This is a genomic window from Variovorax sp. LjRoot84, from assembly GCF_964254305.1.
Lineage (GTDB): Bacteria > Pseudomonadota > Gammaproteobacteria > Burkholderiales > Burkholderiaceae_C > Variovorax.
Genome location: NZ_CAXUTE020000001.1, coordinates 4,373,148 through 4,394,051, shown reverse-complemented (window position 1 = coordinate 4,394,051; position 20,904 = coordinate 4,373,148). Strand labels below are relative to the sequence as shown.

Here is a 20,904-nt window from a genome sequence, read left to right as displayed (position 1 = left end):
CGACCTGCGGGCGTAGGGAGTAGCCCGAGGAAATACTAATGCTCTAGTGCCTTACATACAAGATGATGCGCTCATCTCTTTCGAACGGATGCCCATGACGCTCACGCTTTCGATTGCCGTGCCGCCGTCCTTGCTCGCGCTGCGCGAGGTGCTCGGCGCCTCCGCCGTGCTCTTTGGCGACGAGGTGCCGCAGCGCAACCGCAACGACTGGAGCACCCAGCCGCCGACGCGCCCGCTGGCGGTGGTGCGGCCGGTGGATGCGGCGGGCGTCTCGGCTGCCCTGGTCGCCTGCCGCGAAGCCGGCGTGCCGGTGGTGCCGCAAGGCGGCTTGACCGGCCTGTGCGGCGGTGCGCGGCCGGAAGACGGCTGGGTGGCACTGTCACTGGAGCGCATGGTCGGCGTCGAGGAGATCGACCCCGCGAGCGCCACCATGACGGTGTGGGCCGGAACGCCGCTCGAACTGGTGCAGCGCGCAGCCGCCGAAGCCGGCTTCTATTTCGCGCTCGACCTCGGCGCGCGCGGCTCCTGCGCCATCGGCGGCAACCTGTCGACCAACGCGGGCGGCAACCGCGTGATCCGCTACGGCATGGCACGCGAGCTGGTGCTCGGCCTGGAGGTGGTGCTGCCCGACGGCACGGTGATGACCAGCCTCAACAAGATGCTGAAGAACAACGCCGGCTACGACCTCAAGCACCTGTTCATTGGCAGCGAGGGGACGCTGGGCATCATCACCCGCATCGTGCTGCGGCTGCACCCGCAGCCGGGCTGCACGCTGTCGGCGCTGTGCGCCGTGCCTGACTACGACAGCGTGGTGCGCCTGCTGGGCGCCGCGCGCGGCGGACTGGGGCCGTTGCTTTCGGCCTTCGAGGTCATGTGGCCCGACTACTGGCAGGTGGTGACCGAGCGGGTGGGCGTGCGCGATCCGCTGACCGGCGGCGCACCGCACGGACACTATGTGCTGGTCGAGGCCCAGGGCACCGACGAGGCGATCGACGGCCCGCGTTTCCAGCGCTGGCTCGAGCGCCTGATGGAAGAGGGCGTGCTGGCCGACGCGGTGGTTGCGCAGTCGATGGCCGATACGCAGTCGTTCTGGGCGCTGCGCGATGCCTGCGCCGAGTTCTTCCCCACCTTGGGCCCGCACGTCTCCTACGACGTCGGCCTGGCGGTGAAGTCGATGGATGCCTACGTGCGTGCCTGCAAGGCGGCGCTGGCCGCGCGCATCCCCGGCTGCGAGAGCGTCTATTACGGGCACATCGGCGACGGCAACCTGCACCTGGTGGCGTGGGTTCGCGGCCTGTCGATCGAGCAGCAGCCCAAGGATGCGATGGACGAGGTGATCTACGGCCTGGTGCGCGAGTTCGGCGGCACGGTATCGGCCGAGCATGGCATCGGCACGGCGAAGAAGCGCTGGCTCGGCCACGCGCGCAGCGCCGAGGAGATCGCGCTGATGAAGACGCTGAAGGCGGCCCTCGACCCCGCGGGCCTGCTCAACCCCGGCAAGGTGGTGTGAGCATGGGCCGCGTCTGGGTCGACCGCCTGTTCAAGGGCATCGAGGCGGTGCTTGCGGCCTTGCTGCTGGGCATGGTGCTGATGGTGTTCGGCAACGTGGTGCTGCGCTACGCGTTCAACTCCGGCATCCAGGTGTCCGAGGAGCTGTCGCGCTTCTTCTTCGTCTGGCTCACCTTCATCGGCGCCATCGTCGCGATGCGCGACGGCGCCCACCTGGGCATGGACGGCTTCGTCAGCCGCCTGTCGCGGCGCGGCAAGCTGGCCTGCCTGGCGGCCAGCCAGGCGATCGTGCTGATTTGCTGCGTGATGCTGTTCTGGGGCACCTGGCAGCAGCACGAGGTCAATGCCACCACCAAGGCGCCGGTCACCGAGATCTCGATGATCTGGGTCTTCGGCGTCGGCTACTTGACCAGCGTGGCGATCGGCGCCCACGCGCTGCACGCGCTGTGGCGCATCGCCACCGGCCGACTGCGCGACGACGAACTGGTGCAGGTGACGGAGAGCGAGGAAATCCCGCACGAGGTCGCTCATCCGGGAGCCCGGCCATGACGATCGCCGTATTCACCATCTCGCTGCTCGGCGCCATGATGCTGGGCGCGCCGATTGCCTTCGCGCTGCTGATCTGCGGCGGCGCCCTGATGGTCGCCCAGGGCCAGATCGACACCACCATCCTGTCGCAGAAGCTGGTGGAGGGCGCGGACAGTTTCCCGCTGCTGGCGATCCCCTTCTTCATACTGGCCGGCGAGCTGATGAACGCCGGCGGCATCTCGCGGCGCATCGTCAACTTCGCGCTGGCCTGGGTCGGCCACCTGCGCGGCGGCCTCGGGCTGGTGGCGATCTTCGCCTCGGTGGTGATGGCGGCGATCTCCGGCAGCGCCGCCGCCGACGCCGCGGCCATCGGGGCGATGCTGATTCCGATGATGCGACAGGCCGGCTACGACGTGCCGCGCTCGGCCGGGCTGATCGCCGCCGGCGGCGTGATCGCGCCGGTGATTCCGCCGTCGATCGGACTGATCGTGTTCGGCGTCATCGCCAACGTGTCGATCGGCAAGCTGTTCCTCGCCGGCATCGTGCCGGGGCTGATGATGGGCCTGTCGCTGGTCATCGCCTGGCAGTGGGTGGCGCGGCGCGACAAGGTGGCGGTGCAGCCGCGCCAGTCGATGGCCGCGCGCGGCCGCGCCGCGGTCGACGGCATCTGGGCGCTGCTGATGCCGCTGGGGATCATCGGGGGGCTCAAGTTCGGCATCTTCACGCCCACCGAAGCCGGCGTGGCGGCCTGCGTCTACGCCTTCGTGCTCGGCGCCTTTGTCTATCGCGAGCTGAGCGCGCGCCAGTGCTACGGCCTGCTCGTGGCGGCCGCGAAGAGCACCGCCGTGGTGGTGTTCCTGATCGCAGCGGCGCTGGTGTCGGCCTGGCTGATCACCACCTCCGAGGTGCCGGCGCAGGTGGCAGCGATGCTCGAACCCTTCATGGGCAACAAGATCCTCCTGATGCTGGTGATCATGGTCATCGTGGTGATCGTCGGCACCGCGCTCGACTTCGCGCCCACGCTGATGATCCTCACGCCCGTGCTGATGCCGGTGGTCAAGCAGGCGGGCATCGATCCGGTGTACTTCGGCGTGCTGTTCATCATGAACAACGCCATTGGCCTGATCACGCCGCCGGTGGGCATCGTGCTCAACGTGATGTGCGGCGTGGCCAAGATCTCGATGCGGGACCTGATGCGCGGCCTGTGGCCCTTCCTCTGGGCCGAACTCATCGTGCTGCTGCTGCTGGTGCTGTTTCCGGCGCTGGTGCTGGTGCCGCTCAAGTGGCTGAGCTGATTTTTCACACATAAAGGAGACATACGATGACGATCCGTTCTTCCCGCCTTTCCCGATTCGTTGCCGTGGCCTTGGCCGCCGGTGTTGCAGCCGGGGCCGCACAGGCCCAGTTCAAGGAGCGCAACTTCCGCGTCTCCAACGGCGTGAGCAAGGAGCACCCGATGGGCAACGGCCTCGCCAAGATGGGCGCCTGCACGCTCGAGAAGAGCGGCGGCAAGATGAAGATCCAGCCCTTCTGGGACGGCGCATTGGGCAACGACCTCACCGGCACGCAGAGCGTGCGCACGGGCTCGCTCGAGATGGTGATCACCTCGACCGCGCCGGTGGTCTCGATCGTGCCGGAGCTGGGCGTGTTCGATCTGCCCTTCCTCTTCAACACTTCCAGCGAGGCCGACAAGCTGCTCGACGGCAAGGTCGGCGACTGGTTCGCCGCCAAGCTGCCGGCGGTCGGCCTCGTCAATCTCGCCTGGTGGGAGAACGGCTTTCGCCACACGACCAACTCGAAGCGGCCGATCAACAAGGTCGAGGATTTCGACGGCGTGAAGATGCGCGTGATGCAGAACACCATCTTCCTCGACACCTTCAAGACCCTGGGCAGCAACGCGGTGCCGATGGCCTTCACCGAGGTCTACTCGGCGCTCGAGACCAAGACGGTGGACGGCCAGGAGAACCCCTTCACCAACATCGAGAACATGAAGTTCTACGAGGTGCAGAAGTACCTCACGCTGACCAAGCACGCCTACAGCCCGACGCTGGTGCTGTTCTCCCGCAAGATCTGGGACACGCTCTCGCCGCAGGAGCAGACCACGCTGCGCGAATGCGCGCTGCAAGGCCGCGACGAGCAGCGCCGCGCCAACCGCGCCATGGAAGCGCGCAGCGTGGACAACCTCAAGGCGAAGGGCATGGCGGTCAACGAGATCGCGCCGGCCGAGATGCAGCGCATCCGCGATCGCTCGAGCGTGATCTACGAGCGCCACGCCAAGGCCATCGGCGGCGAGGCGATCACCATGGTCACCTCCGAGCTCAAGCGCATCCGCGGCAACTGAGGCGAGGGTGTCGACGATGAGTCTTTCCGGAAAGGTCGCCTGGGTCACGGGCGGCGGCAGCGGCATCGGATGGGCCGGCGCGACCGAACTGGCCCTTGCCGGTTGCCGGGTCGTCATCTCCGGGCGCGAGGCGCCCAAGCTCGACGCGGGCATCGAGGCCGCCGAGCGCCTCGGCGCGCCGCGTGGCGCCATCACGGCCGCGCCGCTGGACGTGGCGGATGCGACGGCCGTCGCGGTGGTGGCGCGGACGATCGAGGCCGAGCTAGGCCGCATCGACATCCTCGTCAACAGCGCCGGCATCAACTTCCCCAAGCGCTACTGGTGCGAAACCGACGCGGCCACCTTCGAGCAGGTGGTCGCCGTCAACCTGAACGGCGCCACCTACTGCACGCTGGCGGCGGCCAAGGGCATGCGCGCGCGCCGCGAGGGCACGGTGATCAACGTCGCCTCCTTCGCGGGCTGGCACTACGAGTACCTGACCGGACCGGCCTACACCGCCAGCAAGGCCGCGTTGATGGCGCTCACGCATTCCTTCAACATTGAGGAGTGCGTCAACGGCCTGCGCGCCACCGCGCTGTGCCCGGGCGAAGTCGCCACGCCGATCCTGAAGAAGCGGCCGGTGCAGCCGACCGACGCGGAGAAGGCGCGCATGCTCCAGGAGGCGGACCTGGGGCGCACGATCCGCTTCATCGCCGAGATGCCGCCGCACGTCTGCATCAACGAGCTGGTGATCTCTCCTGTGTGGAACCGCACCTACGTTGCCGGCGAAGCGCTGCAGCGCAAGGTGGCGCCGTGACGCAGGCCGCGAGCGGCGGGCCGGTTGTGGCCGTCACCGGCGCCGGGCAGGGCATCGGCCGTGCGCTGGCGCGGGCTTTCGCAGGACAGGGTGCACGGGTGGTGGTTTCCGATATCGACGTCGGCTCCTGCGCTGACGCGGCGGCCGAACTCGACACGCTCGGCGTGCCGGCCGACGTGACGCGTGCCGAGGATTGCGCGGCACTGGTCGGGCGCACGGTCGACGCATTCGGCCGCCTCGACGTGATGGTCTGCAACGCCGGCATCATGCAGCTCAAGCCGCTGCTCGAACTGGATGGCAGCGACTGGGACCGCATGCTCGGCGTCAACGTGAAGGGCAGCTTCCTCACGCTGCAGGCGGCGGCGCGGCAGATGCTGGCGCAGCCGCCGCTGGCCGAAGGCAGGCCGCGCGGCAAGATCCTGCTGATGGCGTCGATCGCCGGCCGCAGCGGCGCCGGCGCGATCGCGGCGGTGATCCCGCACTACCGCGCCAGCAAGGCGGCGGTGATCAGCCTCACCCAGTCGGCGGCCATCGCCTTCGCGCCGCAGATCACCGTCAACGCGATCTGCCCCGGGCTGGTGGAGACCGACATGTGGCAGCGCATGGACCGCGACTGGACCGCGCTGCAAGGCGTGCCCCGGGGCCAGGCGTGGCAGCAGCGCGTGGCCGCCGTGCCCATGGGCCGGGCGCAGACCCCCGAGGATGTGGCCGACCTGGCGATGTTTCTCGCTTCGCAGGCAGCCGACTACATGACGGGCCAGTCGATCAACATCGACGGCGGCCTGATGATGAATTGAGATGACCCCACATCCCGCACTGTCCCTCAAGGCGCTGCTTGCCGGCGGCTCCATCGTCCAGGCGCCCGGCGCCTACGACGCGCTGAGCGCGCGGCAGATCGAGCGCGCCGGCTTCCCGGCCATCTACATGACCGGCTTCGGCGCCACCGCGTCGCGGCTGGGCCAGCCCGACATCGGCCTCTTGACCCAGACCGAAATGACCGGCCACGCGCGCGACATGGTGCGCGCCGTCGGCGTGCCGGTGATCGCCGACGCCGACACCGGTTACGGCGGCCCGTCGAACATCGAGCGCACGGTGCGCGAGTACGTCCAGTCCGGCGTGGCCGCCATCCACCTCGAGGACCAGGTGGCGCCGAAGCGCTGCGGCCAGATGGCCGGCATCCGCCTGATCGATGCGCGCGAGAACGAGCGTCGGCTGCGCTGCGCGGTCGCTGCACGCGGCAGCGATCCCATGCTGATCATCGGGCGCACCGATGCGCTGCCCGCCGCCGGCATCGACGAAGCGCTGGCGCGCGCCCGGCGCTGGCAGGACGCCGGCGTCGATCTGGTCTTCGTCGACGGCATCAAGAAGATCGCCGAGGTGGAGGCCGTGGCGCGGCAGCTGCCCGGGCCGAAGATCGTCTCCATCGTCGACGGCAACGAGACCACTGCGCTGAGCGCGTCCGATCTGCAGGCCATGGGCTTTGCCGTGGTGCTGTACGCCGTGACCGCGCTCTTCAGCGCGGCGCTGGCCGTCGAGCAGGCGCTGGCCCGCCTGCGGCAGGACGGCACGCCGCGCGATGTTCCCTCGCTGGCCTATGCCGACTTCACCCGCATCGTCGGCCTCGCGGCCCACCAGCGGCTCGACGAGCAGTTCGGTGCCGATGGCTGAAACGCATTTCTTCCCTGGCCTTGTCTCTTCCCATTTGCGAAAGTCCCGACCTTGAACACCTCCTCTCCCATTCCCTATGCCGGCATCTGGCCCGCGCTGCTGACCCCGCTCGATGCGAAGCTCGACATCGACATTCCGCGCTTCGCCTCGCACGCGCTGCGCCTGATCGACGCCGGCTGCACCGGCGTCACGCCCTTCGGCACCACCGGCGAAGGGCCTTCCTTCAGCGTGGCCGAGCGCATGGATGCATTGGCTGGCCTGGTGGCGCGGGGCGTACCGGCGGGGCGCATCCTGGTCTCCACCAGCTGCGCCGCACTGCCGGATGCGCTGGCGCTGACCCGGCACGCGGTCGAGCTGGGTGCCTACGGCTGCCTGCTGCTGCCGCCCTTCTTTCTGAAGGGCGTGTCCGACCAGGGCGTGATCGACGCCTACCGGTGGATCATCGACGGCGTCGGCGATGCACGGCTGCGCATCGTGCTCTATCACATCCCGCAAGTATCGGGCGTGGGGTTGAGCCACCACGTGATCCGCACGCTGAAGACGCTGTACCCGGACACGATCGTGGGTCTCAAGGACAGCGGCTGCCGGCGCGAGGATTCGCTGGCCTACGCCGAGGCGTTCATGCCGCCGATGCAGGTGTGGGTGGGCAACGAGCCCGATCTCCAGACCCTGGCCGCACGCGGCAGCGTCGGCGCCGTCAGCGGCATCGCCAACGTCATGCCGCGCCTCGTGCAACGCCTGGTGAAGGGCTCCGGCGAGCCGGCCGCCGATCAGCAGCGCGTGCTCGCGCTGCTCCAGATCCTCGGCGGCTACGGCCTGACGGCGGCCTTCAAGGGTGTGATGGCGCTGCAGGGCGATGCGCCGGGCTGGATGCGCGTGCGTGCGCCGCTGGTGGCGCTGGACGCGGCCGAATACGAGCGGCTGGCGGCGCAGCTGCGCGCCTTCGGCATCGACCGCGACCGGGACTGAGCGCATGGCTGCCACGGTAGTCTGCATCGCGAGCTGGAATGCCGACCTCGTGTCGCGCATCCCGCGGCCGCTGGCGCGCGGCGAGACGCTGATGGCGGACAGCTTCGAGATCAGCCCCGGCGGCAAGGGCTCGAACGCCGCGGTCGCGGCGGCGCGCCAGGGCGCTGCCGTGGCCGTCGTGGCCCGCATCGGCGACGACGATTTCGGCCGCATGGCGATCGAGCTGTGGCAGGCCGAAGGCATCGACGTGCGTCACGTGGAGCGCGCCGCCGGCGAGCGCAGTGGTGTCGCGCAGATCCATGTGTTCGACGACGGCGACAACGCCATCGCCGTGTTCCGCGGCGCCAGTGCCGGCCTCGGCGCGGCGCATGCACGGGCCGCGGCCGCCACCATGGCGGTCTGCCGGGTGGTGATGGCCTCGTGCGAGGTGCCGCTCGGCTGCACGCTCCAGGCCTTCCGGCAGGCGCGCAGCCTCGGTGCGCTGACGCTGCTCAATCCGGCGCCGGCCATGCCCTTGCCCGACGAACTGCTGCCGCTGGTCGACGTGCTCACGCCCAATGAAGGCGAACTGATCGCGCTGGCCGGTCCGGCCGCGGCCTCCGTTGACGAGGCGGCGGCGCTGCTGCTGGCACGCGGCGTGGGCGCCATCGTGGTCACGCTCGGCGGCGCGGGCTGCCGTCTCTATCGGCGTGGTGAGTCCCCGCAGCAGGAGCCCGGGCATCGCGTGCCGGTGATGGACACCATCGGCGCGGGCGACACCTTCACCGGGGCATTGGCCGCCGCGCTGGCGCGCGGCGAGCTGCTGCCCTCGGCGATGCGCCTTGCCAACGCTGCGGCGGCGCTATCGGCAAGTGGCCGTGGAGCGATCGATGGCATGCCTCGGCGACACGAATCGGACGCACTGCTGGCCAGGCGCACTGCGTAGAAGCGTATGCGCGCGAACCGGGATTGCCGAGTGATCGAAGGGCTGCCTACTTGCGCGCGATCACTTCGGGCATTGCCGAAGAGTGGTGGTGAGCGATCAGCCATTGGCCGTTCTGCCACTCGTAGACGTATGTGTAGCGGGCATGCACGCTCTTGCCGTCCTTGAACTTGAAGGTATAGGTGCCGACGTCTTGCGCCACGTTGCAGCCGATCTTGATGATGCGGTGGTCGACCTTGCCCTCAGGCGCGCCCTTCAGGAACTTGACGAAGTAATCGCGGATCTCCGCCGGATTCGTGCGCGGCTGGTTCGAAACGGAACATGCGGCGACTTTAGCGTTGCAGCACGCGCCGGAGCATGAACAACAGATGAACGAGAGGTCAGGACATCCGTCCCTGACTCGAGATTTCCCACTCGTGAGGGTCGGCAGTTCAATGCCCTGGATCCGGCTGGAAGCGGTCTCTATAAGCGCCCGGGCTCATGCCGATGCGCTGCTTGAAAAGCCTGGAGAACGAACTTGTGTCGCCGTACCCGACCTGGCCGGCGACATCCTCCACGTTGAGGGCGCTGGTTTCAAGCAACGCGCGCGCGGATTCGAGGCGAAGATCCTGCAGGTACGCGAGCGGAGTCTGATCGAGTGCCGATCTGAACCGTCGGATCAGCGTCCTGTCGCTGATTCCGAGCGCCTCCGCCAGGTCCGAGATTCGCAGATCTCTGTCCATGTTGCTCTGCAGCCATTGTTGGGCGCGGTGTACGAGCGAGTCGGAATGGCTTCGCTGAACCAGGAGGGGAATGTAGGGAATCTGACTCGTCTGGCTCACGTCGATCAACATGCTTTTTGCGCATCGCGAAGCCATGGCTGGTCCGAAGAATCGCTCAACCACATGGATCGCCTGCAGCAGGTAGGAGGCCGAGGCGCCCGCGCAGATCAGCCGGTCAGCCTCGGTCAGGACCGGACGCAGTTGCAGGTCCACATTCGGGAACTTGGCCCTGAATTGCCGCTCGAGCCACCAGGTGGTCGTGGCTGCGCGGCCGTCGAGCAAGCCAGTTTGCGCAAGAAGGAACGTGCCGGTGCAATTGGCTGCTATCCATGAACCCGCGCGCCACTGGCCGACAAGCCACGCGCAGGCGTCCGATTGCCTTTCCAGGAGCCGATCGAACTCGCGATGCCCCCGGTAGTGAATGCTCGGGACGAAGATCACGTCGAATCGCTGCCGCTGCTTGATTTGCTGCGTCTGAAGCGACAGGCCATTGCTTGCCATCGCCGGCGCGCCGGACGGCGAGACGAATTGCCAATCGAAGAGCGCAGCGGCGGGACCGTCCTGACGTTTCAAGTGCGCGTTCGCGATCTGAAGAATGTCAGCGAAGCCTCCAACGCTGGACGCATAGCAGTCATCGAAAGCCAGGATGGCCGCGCTTGGCATGATTGTCGGAAGTCGCACAGTTGTAGTCAGTTTCGCCAATGTACACCCGGTGTCGGGTTTCCTAAAGTGGGGGGCAAGCGGCGTTCGGCCTGGATACGTTCAGGACCGGCAATCCGCCGCCGCTCGCTCAACAAAGGAGAGTTCATGGCTTGGAATATCGAGGTGGTGGATGGATGCGCCGTCGTGCGCATGAACACCAACAAGGTCAACGTGCAGAACGATCAGTTCTTTGCCGACCTGCACGGAGCCTTCGATCGGCTCGAACGCGAGTTCGGCGATCTGCCGGTCGTGCTCACCGGCCAAGGCGATGTGTTCTCTGCAGGTATCGACTTCCAGTACAGCTTCGAAATTTTTGGCAGCGGAAGCGAGGAGAAGGTTCGCGACTGGTATCGGGCATACCGGGAAATCAACCTGCGGATCTTCCAGTATCCGAGGCCTACGGTCGCGGCGGTGAACGGACATGCCATCGCCGGCGGGCTGATCACCGCGCTGGACTGCGATTTCCGGATCGCCGCGCGAAAGCCGGCACGCTTCGGGCTGAACGAAGTGCCCATCGGCATCCCGATGCCTGCGGCCTACGTCGAGATCATCAAGTACGCCCTGGGCGATCAGGTCGGGGCTCTGGCGACCCTGCGTGGAAAGCTCTATGGGCTCGAAGAGGCGCAGCGCCTCGGGTTCTTCCACGAGGTCGTGGAGCCCGACCAACTGCTTGCGACGGCGATCGACTACGCCAAATGCATCACGCCTGACTGCAATACGGCCTACGCCATGTCCAAGAAGGCGCTGCAGGATGGCGTGATGAGGCAGATTGCAGAGCGAACAGTGAGCCTGGACGAGCGCCTGCCTGCCGGCATGAGTGACGAAGGAAACCGTCGCGCGCAAGATCGCCGGCGCCAAGAGATCATGCGCAAGCGGTAGGCGCGCCAAGTGATCGACCTCTACAGCTGGCCGGCTCCGAATGGGCACAAGGTGCACATCGTGGTTGAAGAGTTGGGGATTCCCTACCGGATCATTCCCATCGACATCACCGGCGGCGCTCAACACGAAGCAAGTTACCGCGCAATCAATCCGAACGGCAAGATCCCGGCCATCGTGGATCACGCGCCGCTGGACGGCGGGGAGCCCGTCACGGTCTTCGAGACCGGGGCCATCCTGCTGTACCTGGCGGAAAAGGAAGGCCGCTTCATTCCTTCGGACCTGCGGCAGCGCAGCGAAGTGATCCAGTGGCTGTTCTGGCAAGTTGGCGGACTGGGTCCGATGATGGGCCAGGCCCAGCACTTCTTTCGTTATGCGTCGGAGTCCGTGCCCTATGGGGTGAGCAGGTACCAGAACGAGACGCGGCGACTTCTGAAGGTCATGGATGACCGGCTGGAGGGCCGGGAGTATCTCTGCGGTACTTACTCCATTGCCGACATGGCTTGCTTTCCCTGGATCCGCATTCACAAGATGACCGGGATCGCGCTGTCCGAATTTCCTCGTGTCGAGGCGTGGTACGGGCGGGTGCGCAGCAGGCCGGCGGTAGGGCGTGCGATGGACCTGCTGAGAGACCGCTGGGTGGATGTCACCAAATCTGCCGAAGCCAAGCGGAATCTCTTTCGCGTGCCTGGCTGATCATGACCGACCGCAACGAGCAGGTCGTCGATGCGTTCGTCGACCTGCGCAGTCCCTACACCTACCTGGCGCTGCAGCCCGCGCGGACCCTGGCGCAGCAAAGCGGGGTGGCCTTCGAGTGGTGGCCGTTCATCACCGACTTTCGCTCGGCGTACGGCGGCGAAGTCGAACAACGTTCGAGCCGCGATGTCGCGAAGCTGAAATACCTCTACATGGACTGTCGCCGATTGGCCGAGAGGCAGGGCCTCACGATCCGTTCCACAACCAAACTGTGGGATGCGACGCTCGCAAGCCAGGCCTTGTTGTTCGCCAAGCGCAAGCGCCGTCTGTGGGAATTCTGTGATCCGCTTCTGGCGGCGTTCTGGCGCAGGGAGTTCGATCTGGAGTCGCCAGCGCAGATAGAAGCAGCACTTGTCCATGCCGGGCTGGAGCCGCGCGAATGGCATGAATATCAGGAGGTATGCGCAATGCGCGACATGGCAGCGGCGACACAGCGAGCTGAAGCGCTTGGTGTTTTCGGCGCCCCTACCTTTGTCTATCGAGGTGAGCTGTTCTGGGGCGGGGATCGGCTGGATCTTCTAGCCAACGCCCTGAGTTCTCGCGAGAACAAGCTAGGCAACTGAAATGTTGCCGCAGGAATCTTATCGGCCGCCGGAAATCATCGATGCGTGGATGCAGTTCCCAAACGAGGGGTACCTTCTGGATCCCATGTTCGACTCCCTGCGCAGATGGCCTGCTGCGTGGAAGATGCTGGCGCAGGACAACCCCGGAGTGACTCACGAAGAGGCGCTGGGCACATTTCGCTCCCAAGGGGTCTCGCAGGTTATCGCCAGCGCCTGGTGGGGGCCTGGTGGTCCGATGATCACGAACGACGAGGTCGCGCGCGCGGTCCGGGCAAATCCCGAATATGTCGTCGGAGTGGCATCCGTCGACATAGGCAAGCCGATGGCTGCGGTGCGGGAGTTGCGCCGCTGCGTGAAGGAACTGGGCTTCAAAGGCCTCCGCGTTTTGCCTTGGTTATGGGGGCTGCCGCCGGACGATCGCAGGTACTACCCCCTGTATGCCGAGTGCATCGAGTTGGATATCACGTTCTGCCTTCAAGTCGGTCATGCGGGGCCAATGAGACCTTCGGAGCCCGGACGGCCCATCCCGTACCTGGACAACGTTGCGCACGACTTCCCGGAGTTGCGCATCGTTGGAGGGCACATTGGGCTCCCTTGGGTCGCCGAGATGATCTCGGTCATGATGAAGCACCCGAACGTGTATGTCGACACGTCCGCGTACAAGGCGTCTCGCTTCCCCCCGGAATTGGTCGCGTACATGCCTGGTCCGGGCAAGCACAAGGTGTTGTTCGGCACGAACTACCCCATGCTCACGCCCGCCGAATGCCTCGCCGGCATCGATGCGCTTCAGTTGGGAGATGAAGTGCTGCCTTTGTTCTTGTCAGGCACGCGCGACGGGCGTTCAAGCTGCAAGCTTGATATTTGCATGACAGTCTCACTTCAGTGGTTGGGGTGGGAGTGGGGCGATAGTTGCGAGCGCAACCACGCGGCCAGGTCGGCCATCACCTGGGTGCCCAGCGTCGATACCGCGGTGAAGTGAATGCAGGCGTGGATGGCACCGGGGTAGTGGCGGTGCTCGGTCGGCACGCCGGCCTGCGCGATGCGCAGCGCCAGCGCATGGCCTTCGTCACGCAGCGGGTCGTGGCCCATGGTGGCCAGCCAGGTGGGCGGCAGCGTGTCCAGTGCCTGCGAGTGCAACAAGGCGAAATCGGAGTGCCGCGCCAGCTCTTGGCGCCCGCCGAGGTAGCAGTCGACAAACCATTGCATGACACCGGTGGTGAGGAACTTGCCCTCGCCGTTCTCGACCATCGAAGGGCTCGGTTCGCTGTAGTGCTGGGCGACGGGATAAATGAGGCCCAGCGCACGCGGCGCGATCGCGCCGGCCGCACGCAGCGCCGCCACGGTGGCGAGCTGCGCGCCCGCGCTGTCGCCGGCCAGCGCGATGCGCGACGGATCGGCGCCGAGCTCGCGCGCGTGCGCGGCCACCCAGCGCAGCGCACAGGCCACGTCGTCCACCGCCGCTGGAAAGGGATGCTCGGGCGCCAGCCGGTAGTCCACCGCCACCACCACGGCGGCCACGTCATGGCACAGGGTGCGGCAAACCTTGTCGTGGGTTTCGAGGTCGCCGATCACGAAGCCGCCACCGTGCACGTAGAGCAGCAAGGGAAGCGGCCCCTCCGCGTCGGGCTGGTAGATACGCAGCATCAAAAGGCTGCAGGGTCCGTCGATGGCACAGTCGTTCGCCGACGCGATGGTGGGTGCCTGCAGGCCCAACTGGGCGGCCAGGTCACGGTAGATCTGGCGTGCCACCAGCGGGGGCAGCGTCTCGAGCGGCGGGTTGCCTTGGGCGGCGGCTTGCGCCAGAAAGCCGGCCAGCGCCGGGTCGAGAGGCGCCGTGTCGAGCACGGTGGGGATGGAGGTGTGGGTCATTGCGATCGTCCAGGTGTTGATCTCGGTTCTCAAGCGGGCACGGATGCCGGTTCGGCCGCAGGCCGCAGCACCGGTGCGGCGGGCCGCAACAGGAAATAGCCCAGCGCGGGCAACAGCACCAACGCGCCGACCATGTTCCACACGAACATGAAAGCCAGCAGGATGCCCATGTCGGCCTGGAACTTGATGGGCGAGAACGCCCAGGTGCCCACTGCCAGCGCCAGCGTGATGCCGGTGAGCATGACCACCCGGCCGGTGAAGCGCAGCGCGTGCGCATAGGCGTCGGCCAGGCTCGCGCCTTCGCGCATGCGCGTCAGCGTGACGCTGAGCACGTACAGCGCGTAGTCCACGCCGATGCCCACGCCCAGCGCGATCACCGGCAGCGTGGCGACTTTCACGCCCATGCCCAGGCCCACCATCAGTGCCTCGCACAGCACCGAGGTCAGCACCAGCGGCAGCACCGACACCACCACGGCGCGCCAGGAACGGAACGTCACCCAGCACAGCAACACCACGGCGGCGTAAACCCACAGCAGCATCTCGCGCATCGCCTGGTGCACCACGATGTTGGTGGCCGCGGCAATGCCCGCGCTGCCGGCCGCCAGCTTGAAGGTGACCTCGGGCGTGTTGTTGGCGGCGGCAAAGCGCTCGACTTCGGCCGTCACCCGCGACAGCGTCTCGGCCTTGTGGTCCTTCAGATAGACGTACAGCGCCAGGAACGAGCAGTTCTGGTTGAACAGCTCGCGCGGCGCGCGCGTCTGAACGCCGCCCAGCGCGCCCTCGTTGGGCAGCAGGTCGAACCACTTGAGGTTGCCCTCGTTGTAGCCCACCATTGCCAGCTTGGACAGCGCCGCCATCGAGTTGGTGGACTCCACGCCTGGCAATTGCTCCAGCCGCCAGGCCAGTGCGTCCATTTTCGCCAGCGTGCCGTAACGCGTGCACTGGTCCACTGGCGTGGTGGCCATCACGGTGAGGATGTCGGTGCTGGCGGCATAGTGGCCGATCAGGTAGTCGTTGTCTAGGTTGTAGCGCGCCTCGCGCCGCAGCTCGGGCGCACCCGGATCCAGGTCACCGATGGACAGGTGCAGGCTCACCGCGAAACCGGCGGCGGCGAGCAGCCCTCCCACGGCGACTGCGCCAACGGCCCAGCGCCTCGTGGTGAAGCGCTCCAGCAGCGACCACAGGCGCGAGCGCTGCGCATCGGACGCGGTTTCCAGGCGCAAGCTGCGCGCGGCTGCCTTGGGGCTCACGCCCAGGTAGGACAGCAGCACCGGCAGCAGCACGAGATTGGTGAAGATCAGCGCGGCCACGCCGATGCTGGCGATCAAGGCGAGGTCCTGGATGACCTTGATGCGGATGATGACCAGCACCGCGAAGCCCACCGCGTCGCACAGCAGCGCGGTGAGGCCGGCCACGAACAGACGCCGGAAGGTGTAGCGTGCCGCCACCAGCCGATGCGTGCCGCGGCCCACGTCCTGCATGATGCCGTTCATCTTCTGCGCGCCGTGGCTCATGCCGATGGCGAACACCAGGAAAGGAACCAGCACCGAATAGGGATCGAGCTCGTAGCCCAGCAGCGCCAGCAGCCCGAACTGCCACACCACCGCCACCAGCGAGCAGGCCACCACCAGCGCCGTGCTGCGCGCGCAGCGCGTGTAGCCGTACAGCACGGCACTGCAGATCGCCAACGCCAGCAGGAAGAACAGCAGCACCTGATGCAGGCCTTCGATCAGGTCGCCCACCACCTTGGCGAACCCGGTCACGCGGATCTGCAGCGCATCGTTGCCGTATTTGCCGCGCAGCGCTTCGATTCGGCGCGACAGCTCGCCGTAGTCGAGCGCCTGGCCGGTCTGCGGATGACGGTCCAGCAGCGGCACGAACACGATGCTGGACTGGAAGTCGGCGGCCACCAGCTGGCCGATCTCGCCCGAGCGTTCGACGTTGGCGCGCAGCTCGGCCAGGCTCGCGGGCGAGCCGTCGTAGGCGTTGGGAATCACCGGTCCGCCATCCAGCCCCTCTTCGGTCACCGCCACCCAGCGCGTGTTGGAAGTCCACAGCGACTTCATGAAGGGCCGGTCCACGCCTGGCATCAGGAAGATCTCGTCGCTGATCTTCTGCAGCGTGTCGAGGTAGACCTTGTCGAAGATGGTGCCCTGGCGGGCCTGCACGACCACGCGCATCGCATTGGCCTGGCCGCCCAGGTCGCCCTTGTGGGCCAGGTAGTTGACGATGTAGGGGTGGCCAGTGGGCAGCGTCTTTTCGAAGCTGGCATTGAGCTGCAGCTTGAGCGCCTGCCAGCCCAGCGCCACGGTGAGCAACAGGCACAGGGCCAGCACCCAAGGGCGGTGATTGAACAAGGCGCGTTCGACGGCCGAGCCGGAGCGCGCGTCGAAGTCTTCGATGCGCGCCACGACGGCCTGCGCGCTGGAGGGAGAGTCGGTATGCATGAGGCGTTAAAGCGGTTCTTTTTTCAGTCGAGCGGCGGCGCGGGCAGCCGGCGCATGCCGCGCAGGCTGGCCAGCACCAGGGCGCCGTCGGCGGCCACGGCGATACCGGCCACGGGCACGGGCTCGCGCGAGGGGATGCGGCGCAGCGCGGCCGTGTCCTGGCGCGCCAGCAGCAAATCGCCGGCCTGCGTCACCAGCGCGAAGCCGCCGCCCGGCAAGGCCGTGCCCGCGCCCACGGTCATGGGCGTGGTGCTGTCCAGCTTGTCCCAGTGCGCGCCATCGTCGCTGGAGCGAAAGGCCGAACCGCGCAGGCCGTAGGCCACCAGCGCACCTCCACGCGTGCGCAGCAGGCCGAAGAAGCTGCCCTTGTAGGGCGAAGGCAGTGGCGCGAAGGTGGCGCCGCCATCGACGGAGCGCAGCAGCAGGCCCTGCTCGCCCGCCACCACCAGCGTGCCGCCGGCCGCGCGCACGCCGTACAGGTGCAGGCTCTTGGGGTTGGGCAGCCGCCCGAGCCAGGGCTCCCAACTCTGGCCGCCGTCCGCCGTGGCGAACATCAGGCCGTACGCGCCGGTGGCGAAACCGCGCTCCGCGTCGGTGAATTCCAGGTCGAAGAAGGGCTTGTCCGCGCCCTCCGTCACCAGCTGCTGCGCATGCCTGATCGCGGTAGCGTCGCCCGTGCGCTGCGCCGCCGCGGCGACCAGGGCCGCCGCGGCCATGCCATCGAGTTGCTTGTGCCAGCTCTGCCCGCCGTCATCGCTGCGCAGGATGGTGCCCAGGTGGCCCGCCGCCCAGCCGGTGCGCTCATTGACGAAGCACACGCTGGTGAGCGTGGCCTGCAGCGGCACCCGGGCCTGTGCCCAGCGCGCGCCGTGGTCGTCCGACAGCAGCACCGTGCCGCGTTCGCCCACCGCCACCAGGCGCGTGCCTGCACGGCCCACTGCCAGCATGGCGGCGCCCAGCGCCTTGGGTGTGACCACCGCCGGCAACGACAGCACCGCGGGCGCGGCCGGTGCGGCACGGGCGCGCATCGGCAGCAGCGCGGGCACCGCACAACCGGCCAGCCCCACCACGGCCGCGCGCCGTGTCAGCCCGATGGGTGCCGCATCGGCCATCAGCGTCCGCCCTCGTTGGCCAGGGCTTCCGGGCTGAAGAATGTGCGCGGAATCGGCGGCAACAGCTCGTACTGCTTGCGCAGCTCGTTGGAGGCCATGTTCAGGTAATAGGCGCCGGTCTGCATGTCATAGCCGCCCCACAGCACGAAGCTGGTCACCGCCGGGATGTCCGGCGCGGTGAGCATCAGCGAATAGTTGGTGCGCCACAACTGGCCGTTGGCGTCCCAGCCGTCGAACAGCACGATCTGCCAGGAGTCTTCGTCGATGTAGTACTTGCGCTTGGGCACGACGTGGCGCTTGCCCGCAGCCAGCGTGGCCTCCACTTCCCACACGCGGTGCAGCTCCCAGCGCACCTGCGCCGGGTTGAGCGTATTGGGCGTGACCAGCTCGTCCACCTTGGCGGCGGCCGCGCGGTTGTTGTTGTAGGGGATGTAGATCTCCTTCTTGCCTACCAGTTTCAGCTCGTGCTTGTCGATCGGGCCGAACAGGTTGAAGGCCTCGTCGAACAGGCCGATGCCCGAGGTCACCGAGTCGGGCGTGTCGTAGGCGACCGAGGGCGCCTTGCGCACGCGGCGCTGGCCCACCAGGTATTGCCACAGGCCGCGCGGCACCGACTCGCTCATGCCGTCGTGCGCCAGGATGGCCTCGCCGGCCTTGGAGCCGGGCTCGGTCACGAGGAACTTGCCGAACTGGTAGTAGCCGTCGAACTTCTCGGCGCTGCCGTCCTTGTCGTAATAGGCTCGGCGCACCGTCTGCACACCGCCCGAAGCCATTGCACGCCGACCGTCGGACGTCACCACCCACACGCGAACGGGCATGGCGTAGTTGCCGCCCTTCCACGCCAGGCGGTGGTTCCAGATCGCCTCGTAGCCGTCCTTCGGAACGGGGAACGGAATGCCGCCCCAGGCGCCCTCCACGCCGTGGCCTCCATCCACCGTCTTGGCATGCGTCGCGTTCTTGAAGGTGTTGTCGTACACCGATTGCGGAGCCGCCGCGGTGCGATGCGTGGGATAGACGTCGATGCGGAAGTCGGGGTACTTCTTCATCAGCGCCTGCACGCCGTCGGTCAACTTGTCGGCGTACTGCGCCATGTTCTTGGCGTTGATCGACAGCACGGGCTTCTCGCCCGCGAATGGGTCGGGCCGCACGTCGCCGTTCTTGTAGCCGGGTGGCGCCTTGGCCAGGCCGCCGTCCCAGGCGGGGATGGTGCCGGCCTTGTTGCCGGCCTTCTCCGCGCCTACCGGGGTCAGCGTGGACTTGAGCTTTGCGGCCTCATCCGCGCTGACGGCGGCCTGCGCCGAAGCGGCGGATGCCAGCAAGGCGGCCAGCAGCAATGATTGTTTTGCGATGTGCATCATGGTGTGTCTCGATGAGTTTTTTTCAGAAAGTGCGGGAGACGGTGAACGACAGGTAGTTGCGGTCCTTCAGCGTCTGGCCATAGGACAACATGCGCGTGGGCGTGCGCGCGTCGGCGACCGTGAAGGTGTTCTCGCTGCCGAAGAAGGCGGTGTAGCTCAGGCCGATGTTCCAGGTGTTCTGGTACTTGCCCTTGATGCCGAGGGTCACATCGCCCGCATTGGTGGCGCCGCCCGCGAAGTTGAAGATCGCCGAGGAGCGGCCGCCGAAGTTGTAGCCCAGGCCCATCGGGATCGACAGGTCCAGGCCGGGCAGCACCTGGAAGTACTGCGGCTCGAAGATCATGCGGAAGGCGGCGGCCGAACGCGTGGTGTTGGGGTCCAGCCCGCCGAAGCCGGTCGTGGCCGGGTTCTTGGTGACGCTCATCACGCGGTTCCACGCCAGCTCGGCCAGCACCACGCCGCCGTCCCACAGGCCGGACTTCTTCAGCACGTAAATGCCCGACAGGTTCAGGTGGGCCGTCTTGCCGATGGCATAGCACGGGTTCGCCGCCGTACCATCGCAATTGACCGGCGGCATGAAGGGCGCGCCGCCCAGCACGGCCGGGTCGCTGGTGAGCGGCGCGTCGGCGCGCATCGAGCCTTCGAGCGCCCAGTTCAGCTGGCCGATCGACGACGTGACGCTGGCGCCCACGGTCTTGATGCCCTTGGCGTAAACCGTGTGCGCGTTGCCGTTGATCAGGTCGAACACCGGCACGGCCGGCGTCTTGTCGTTGTAGCGCGCCGCATAGAAGCCGTACTCGAAGGCACTGCCGGTCGGCGACCAGCGCAACTGCGCGCCGAACTGGCCGTTGTTGCCGGGCGTTTGGTTCTTGCTGTCGTCGGTGACCAGCACCGGCGGCAGCGGCGGGCCGAAGTACACGCGGCCGCCGCCGATGTAGTCCTGATTGGAGAAGTAGCTGCCGACCCCGGGGATCTTGCTGGGCCGCCACTTGAGCTGGTAGTAGCCGCCCAGCGTCACGCCTTCGGCCACCTGCAGCGTGCCGGAGATCTGCTCCACCGGCAGCAGCACTTCCTTGAACTGCCAGTTGGGCACCGAGGCAATCTTGGCGATGTCCACCGGCCCTTGCGCCGCTGCAATGCCGTTCTGGCCGAAGAACAGGCTCTCGCCGTATTGCAGCGCGTGCTTGCCCACGCGAATGGAGGCGGGCATGTCGCCGAGCGATCCCTTGGCATAGACGAATGCATCGAGGAACTGTTGGCCCCGGCCGTGCTGGCTTCGCGTAGCGGGAATGAACTCGTTGGCCGCCTGGCCCAGCTGGTTGCTCACGCCCAGCGAGCCGTCGTTGGCGTTGGTGCCCAGGTACTTGGAGTCGTACCAGGCCGCGTGACTCAGGCGCACGCCCCAGTTGCGGTGGTTGAAGTCGAACTCGGTCAGCAGATCGAAGCGGTTGGAGACCACGCCTTTCCTGAAGTTGGCGTCGCCATCGTTCTCGTTGGTCACGCCGCCGTCGCCCCGCGCCGCGGGCGAGGTCAGCACGGCCGAAGGCTCCTTCAGCCGAGATGCCAGGCTGTACTTGGGCGTGAAGTCCAGCCGGATCTTGGCGTCGGGGTCGCTGGACTCCAGTTCCATCGACAGCGCCGGCAAGGCGCAAGCCAGGGAGCCTGCCAGGACCAGCGCTCGCGGGCGGAAGGGAATGAATGCAGATGTCATCGTGTCTCCTCGTCTC

Annotated in this window: 19 protein-coding genes and 1 pseudogene; 13 read left to right on the top strand and 7 right to left on the bottom strand. The window is 67.2% G+C overall.

Going from position 1 to position 20,904, the window contains the following annotated elements:
- The first annotated feature begins 94 nt into the window (after nt 1-94).
- From ACSQ9I_RS21875 to ACSQ9I_RS21835, 9 genes are read left to right on the top strand one after another with little or no spacing between them, the layout of a single operon-like run.
- Nucleotides 95-1,510, top strand: coding sequence for an FAD-binding oxidoreductase (locus ACSQ9I_RS21875; protein WP_436314440.1), 1,416 nt, complete (start codon nt 95-97; stop codon nt 1,508-1,510).
- A gap of 2 nt (nt 1,511-1,512) precedes the next feature.
- Entirely contained in the window at nt 1,513-2,058 is a 546-nt protein-coding gene (locus ACSQ9I_RS21870) for a TRAP transporter small permease (protein WP_093102736.1), read from the top strand.
- Nucleotides 2,055-3,332, top strand: coding sequence for a TRAP transporter large permease (locus ACSQ9I_RS21865; RefSeq protein WP_093102738.1), 1,278 nt, complete (start codon nt 2,055-2,057; stop codon nt 3,330-3,332). The genes ACSQ9I_RS21870 and ACSQ9I_RS21865 overlap by 4 nt, the downstream gene beginning before the upstream one ends.
- 26 nt (nt 3,333-3,358) lie before the next feature.
- Nucleotides 3,359-4,378: a TRAP transporter substrate-binding protein gene (locus tag ACSQ9I_RS21860; protein WP_436304942.1), complete on the top strand. Its 1,020-nt coding sequence runs from the start codon at nt 3,359-3,361 to the stop codon at nt 4,376-4,378.
- Between the two features lie 16 nt (nt 4,379-4,394).
- Nucleotides 4,395-5,174, top strand: coding sequence for an SDR family oxidoreductase (locus ACSQ9I_RS21855; protein ID WP_436314439.1), 780 nt, complete (start codon nt 4,395-4,397; stop codon nt 5,172-5,174).
- Complete coding sequence (locus ACSQ9I_RS21850; protein ID WP_436314438.1) at nt 5,171-5,971, top strand: SDR family NAD(P)-dependent oxidoreductase; 801 nt, start codon at nt 5,171-5,173, stop codon at nt 5,969-5,971. The genes ACSQ9I_RS21855 and ACSQ9I_RS21850 overlap by 4 nt, the downstream gene beginning before the upstream one ends.
- 1 nt (nt 5,972) lies before the next feature.
- On the top strand, nt 5,973-6,842 hold the full coding sequence (locus ACSQ9I_RS21845) for an isocitrate lyase/PEP mutase family protein (protein ID WP_436304939.1): 870 nt from the start codon (nt 5,973-5,975) through the stop codon (nt 6,840-6,842).
- A 51-nt stretch (nt 6,843-6,893) separates the two neighbouring features.
- Nucleotides 6,894-7,811, top strand: coding sequence for a dihydrodipicolinate synthase family protein (locus ACSQ9I_RS21840; RefSeq protein WP_436314437.1), 918 nt, complete (start codon nt 6,894-6,896; stop codon nt 7,809-7,811).
- Nucleotides 7,812-7,815: 4 nt separating this feature from the next.
- The gene (locus tag ACSQ9I_RS21835) at nt 7,816-8,736 is read left to right on the top strand and encodes a ribokinase (RefSeq protein ID WP_436314436.1); all 921 of its coding nucleotides are present in this window, start codon (nt 7,816-7,818) and stop codon (nt 8,734-8,736) included.
- Nucleotides 8,737-8,782: 46 nt separating this feature from the next.
- Here ACSQ9I_RS21835 and ACSQ9I_RS21830 read toward each other — a convergent pair.
- Both ACSQ9I_RS21830 and ACSQ9I_RS21825 read right to left on the bottom strand, forming a co-directional pair.
- A pseudogene (locus ACSQ9I_RS21830) lies at nt 8,783-9,052 on the bottom strand (nuclear transport factor 2 family protein); the annotation flags it as partial.
- Nucleotides 9,053-9,164: 112 nt separating this feature from the next.
- Nucleotides 9,165-10,157, bottom strand: a complete 993-nt coding sequence (locus tag ACSQ9I_RS21825; RefSeq protein ID WP_436314435.1) for a GlxA family transcriptional regulator — start codon at nt 10,155-10,157, stop codon at nt 9,165-9,167.
- A 144-nt stretch (nt 10,158-10,301) separates the two neighbouring features.
- Here ACSQ9I_RS21825 and ACSQ9I_RS21820 point away from each other — a divergent pair, with 144 nt between their 5' ends.
- Genes ACSQ9I_RS21820 through ACSQ9I_RS21805 form a run of 4 tightly spaced genes read left to right on the top strand, consistent with a single transcriptional unit; the run spans nt 10,302 to nt 13,370 of the window.
- Complete coding sequence (locus tag ACSQ9I_RS21820; protein WP_436314434.1) at nt 10,302-11,075, top strand: enoyl-CoA hydratase/isomerase family protein; 774 nt, start codon at nt 10,302-10,304, stop codon at nt 11,073-11,075.
- A gap of 9 nt (nt 11,076-11,084) precedes the next feature.
- The gene (locus tag ACSQ9I_RS21815) at nt 11,085-11,768 is read left to right on the top strand and encodes a glutathione S-transferase N-terminal domain-containing protein (protein WP_436314433.1); all 684 of its coding nucleotides are present in this window, start codon (nt 11,085-11,087) and stop codon (nt 11,766-11,768) included.
- Between the two features lie 2 nt (nt 11,769-11,770).
- Nucleotides 11,771-12,391, top strand: coding sequence for a 2-hydroxychromene-2-carboxylate isomerase (locus ACSQ9I_RS21810; protein ID WP_436314432.1), 621 nt, complete (start codon nt 11,771-11,773; stop codon nt 12,389-12,391).
- Nucleotide 12,392: 1 nt separating this feature from the next.
- Entirely contained in the window at nt 12,393-13,370 is a 978-nt protein-coding gene (locus tag ACSQ9I_RS21805; RefSeq protein WP_436314431.1) for an amidohydrolase family protein, read from the top strand.
- Here the strand turns inward: ACSQ9I_RS21805 and ACSQ9I_RS21800 are convergent.
- The 5 genes from ACSQ9I_RS21800 to ACSQ9I_RS21780 are packed head-to-tail and all read right to left on the bottom strand — an operon-like array spanning nt 13,271 to nt 20,888.
- Complete coding sequence (locus ACSQ9I_RS21800) at nt 13,271-14,260, bottom strand: alpha/beta hydrolase (protein ID WP_436314430.1); 990 nt, start codon at nt 14,258-14,260, stop codon at nt 13,271-13,273. The two genes, ACSQ9I_RS21805 and ACSQ9I_RS21800, sit on opposite strands and share 100 nt — an antisense overlap.
- A gap of 29 nt (nt 14,261-14,289) precedes the next feature.
- Entirely contained in the window at nt 14,290-16,707 is a 2,418-nt protein-coding gene (locus ACSQ9I_RS21795; RefSeq protein ID WP_436314429.1) for an efflux RND transporter permease subunit, read from the bottom strand.
- Nucleotides 16,708-16,730: 23 nt separating this feature from the next.
- Nucleotides 16,731-17,819, bottom strand: coding sequence for a WD40/YVTN/BNR-like repeat-containing protein (locus ACSQ9I_RS21790; RefSeq protein ID WP_436314428.1), 1,089 nt, complete (start codon nt 17,817-17,819; stop codon nt 16,731-16,733).
- Complete coding sequence (locus tag ACSQ9I_RS21785) at nt 17,819-19,177, bottom strand: DUF1329 domain-containing protein (RefSeq protein ID WP_436314427.1); 1,359 nt, start codon at nt 19,175-19,177, stop codon at nt 17,819-17,821. Before ACSQ9I_RS21785 ends, ACSQ9I_RS21790 begins: the two co-directional genes overlap by 1 nt.
- A gap of 22 nt (nt 19,178-19,199) precedes the next feature.
- Complete coding sequence (locus ACSQ9I_RS21780; RefSeq protein ID WP_436314426.1) at nt 19,200-20,888, bottom strand: DUF1302 domain-containing protein; 1,689 nt, start codon at nt 20,886-20,888, stop codon at nt 19,200-19,202.
- Between the last annotated feature and the right edge of the window lie 16 nt (nt 20,889-20,904).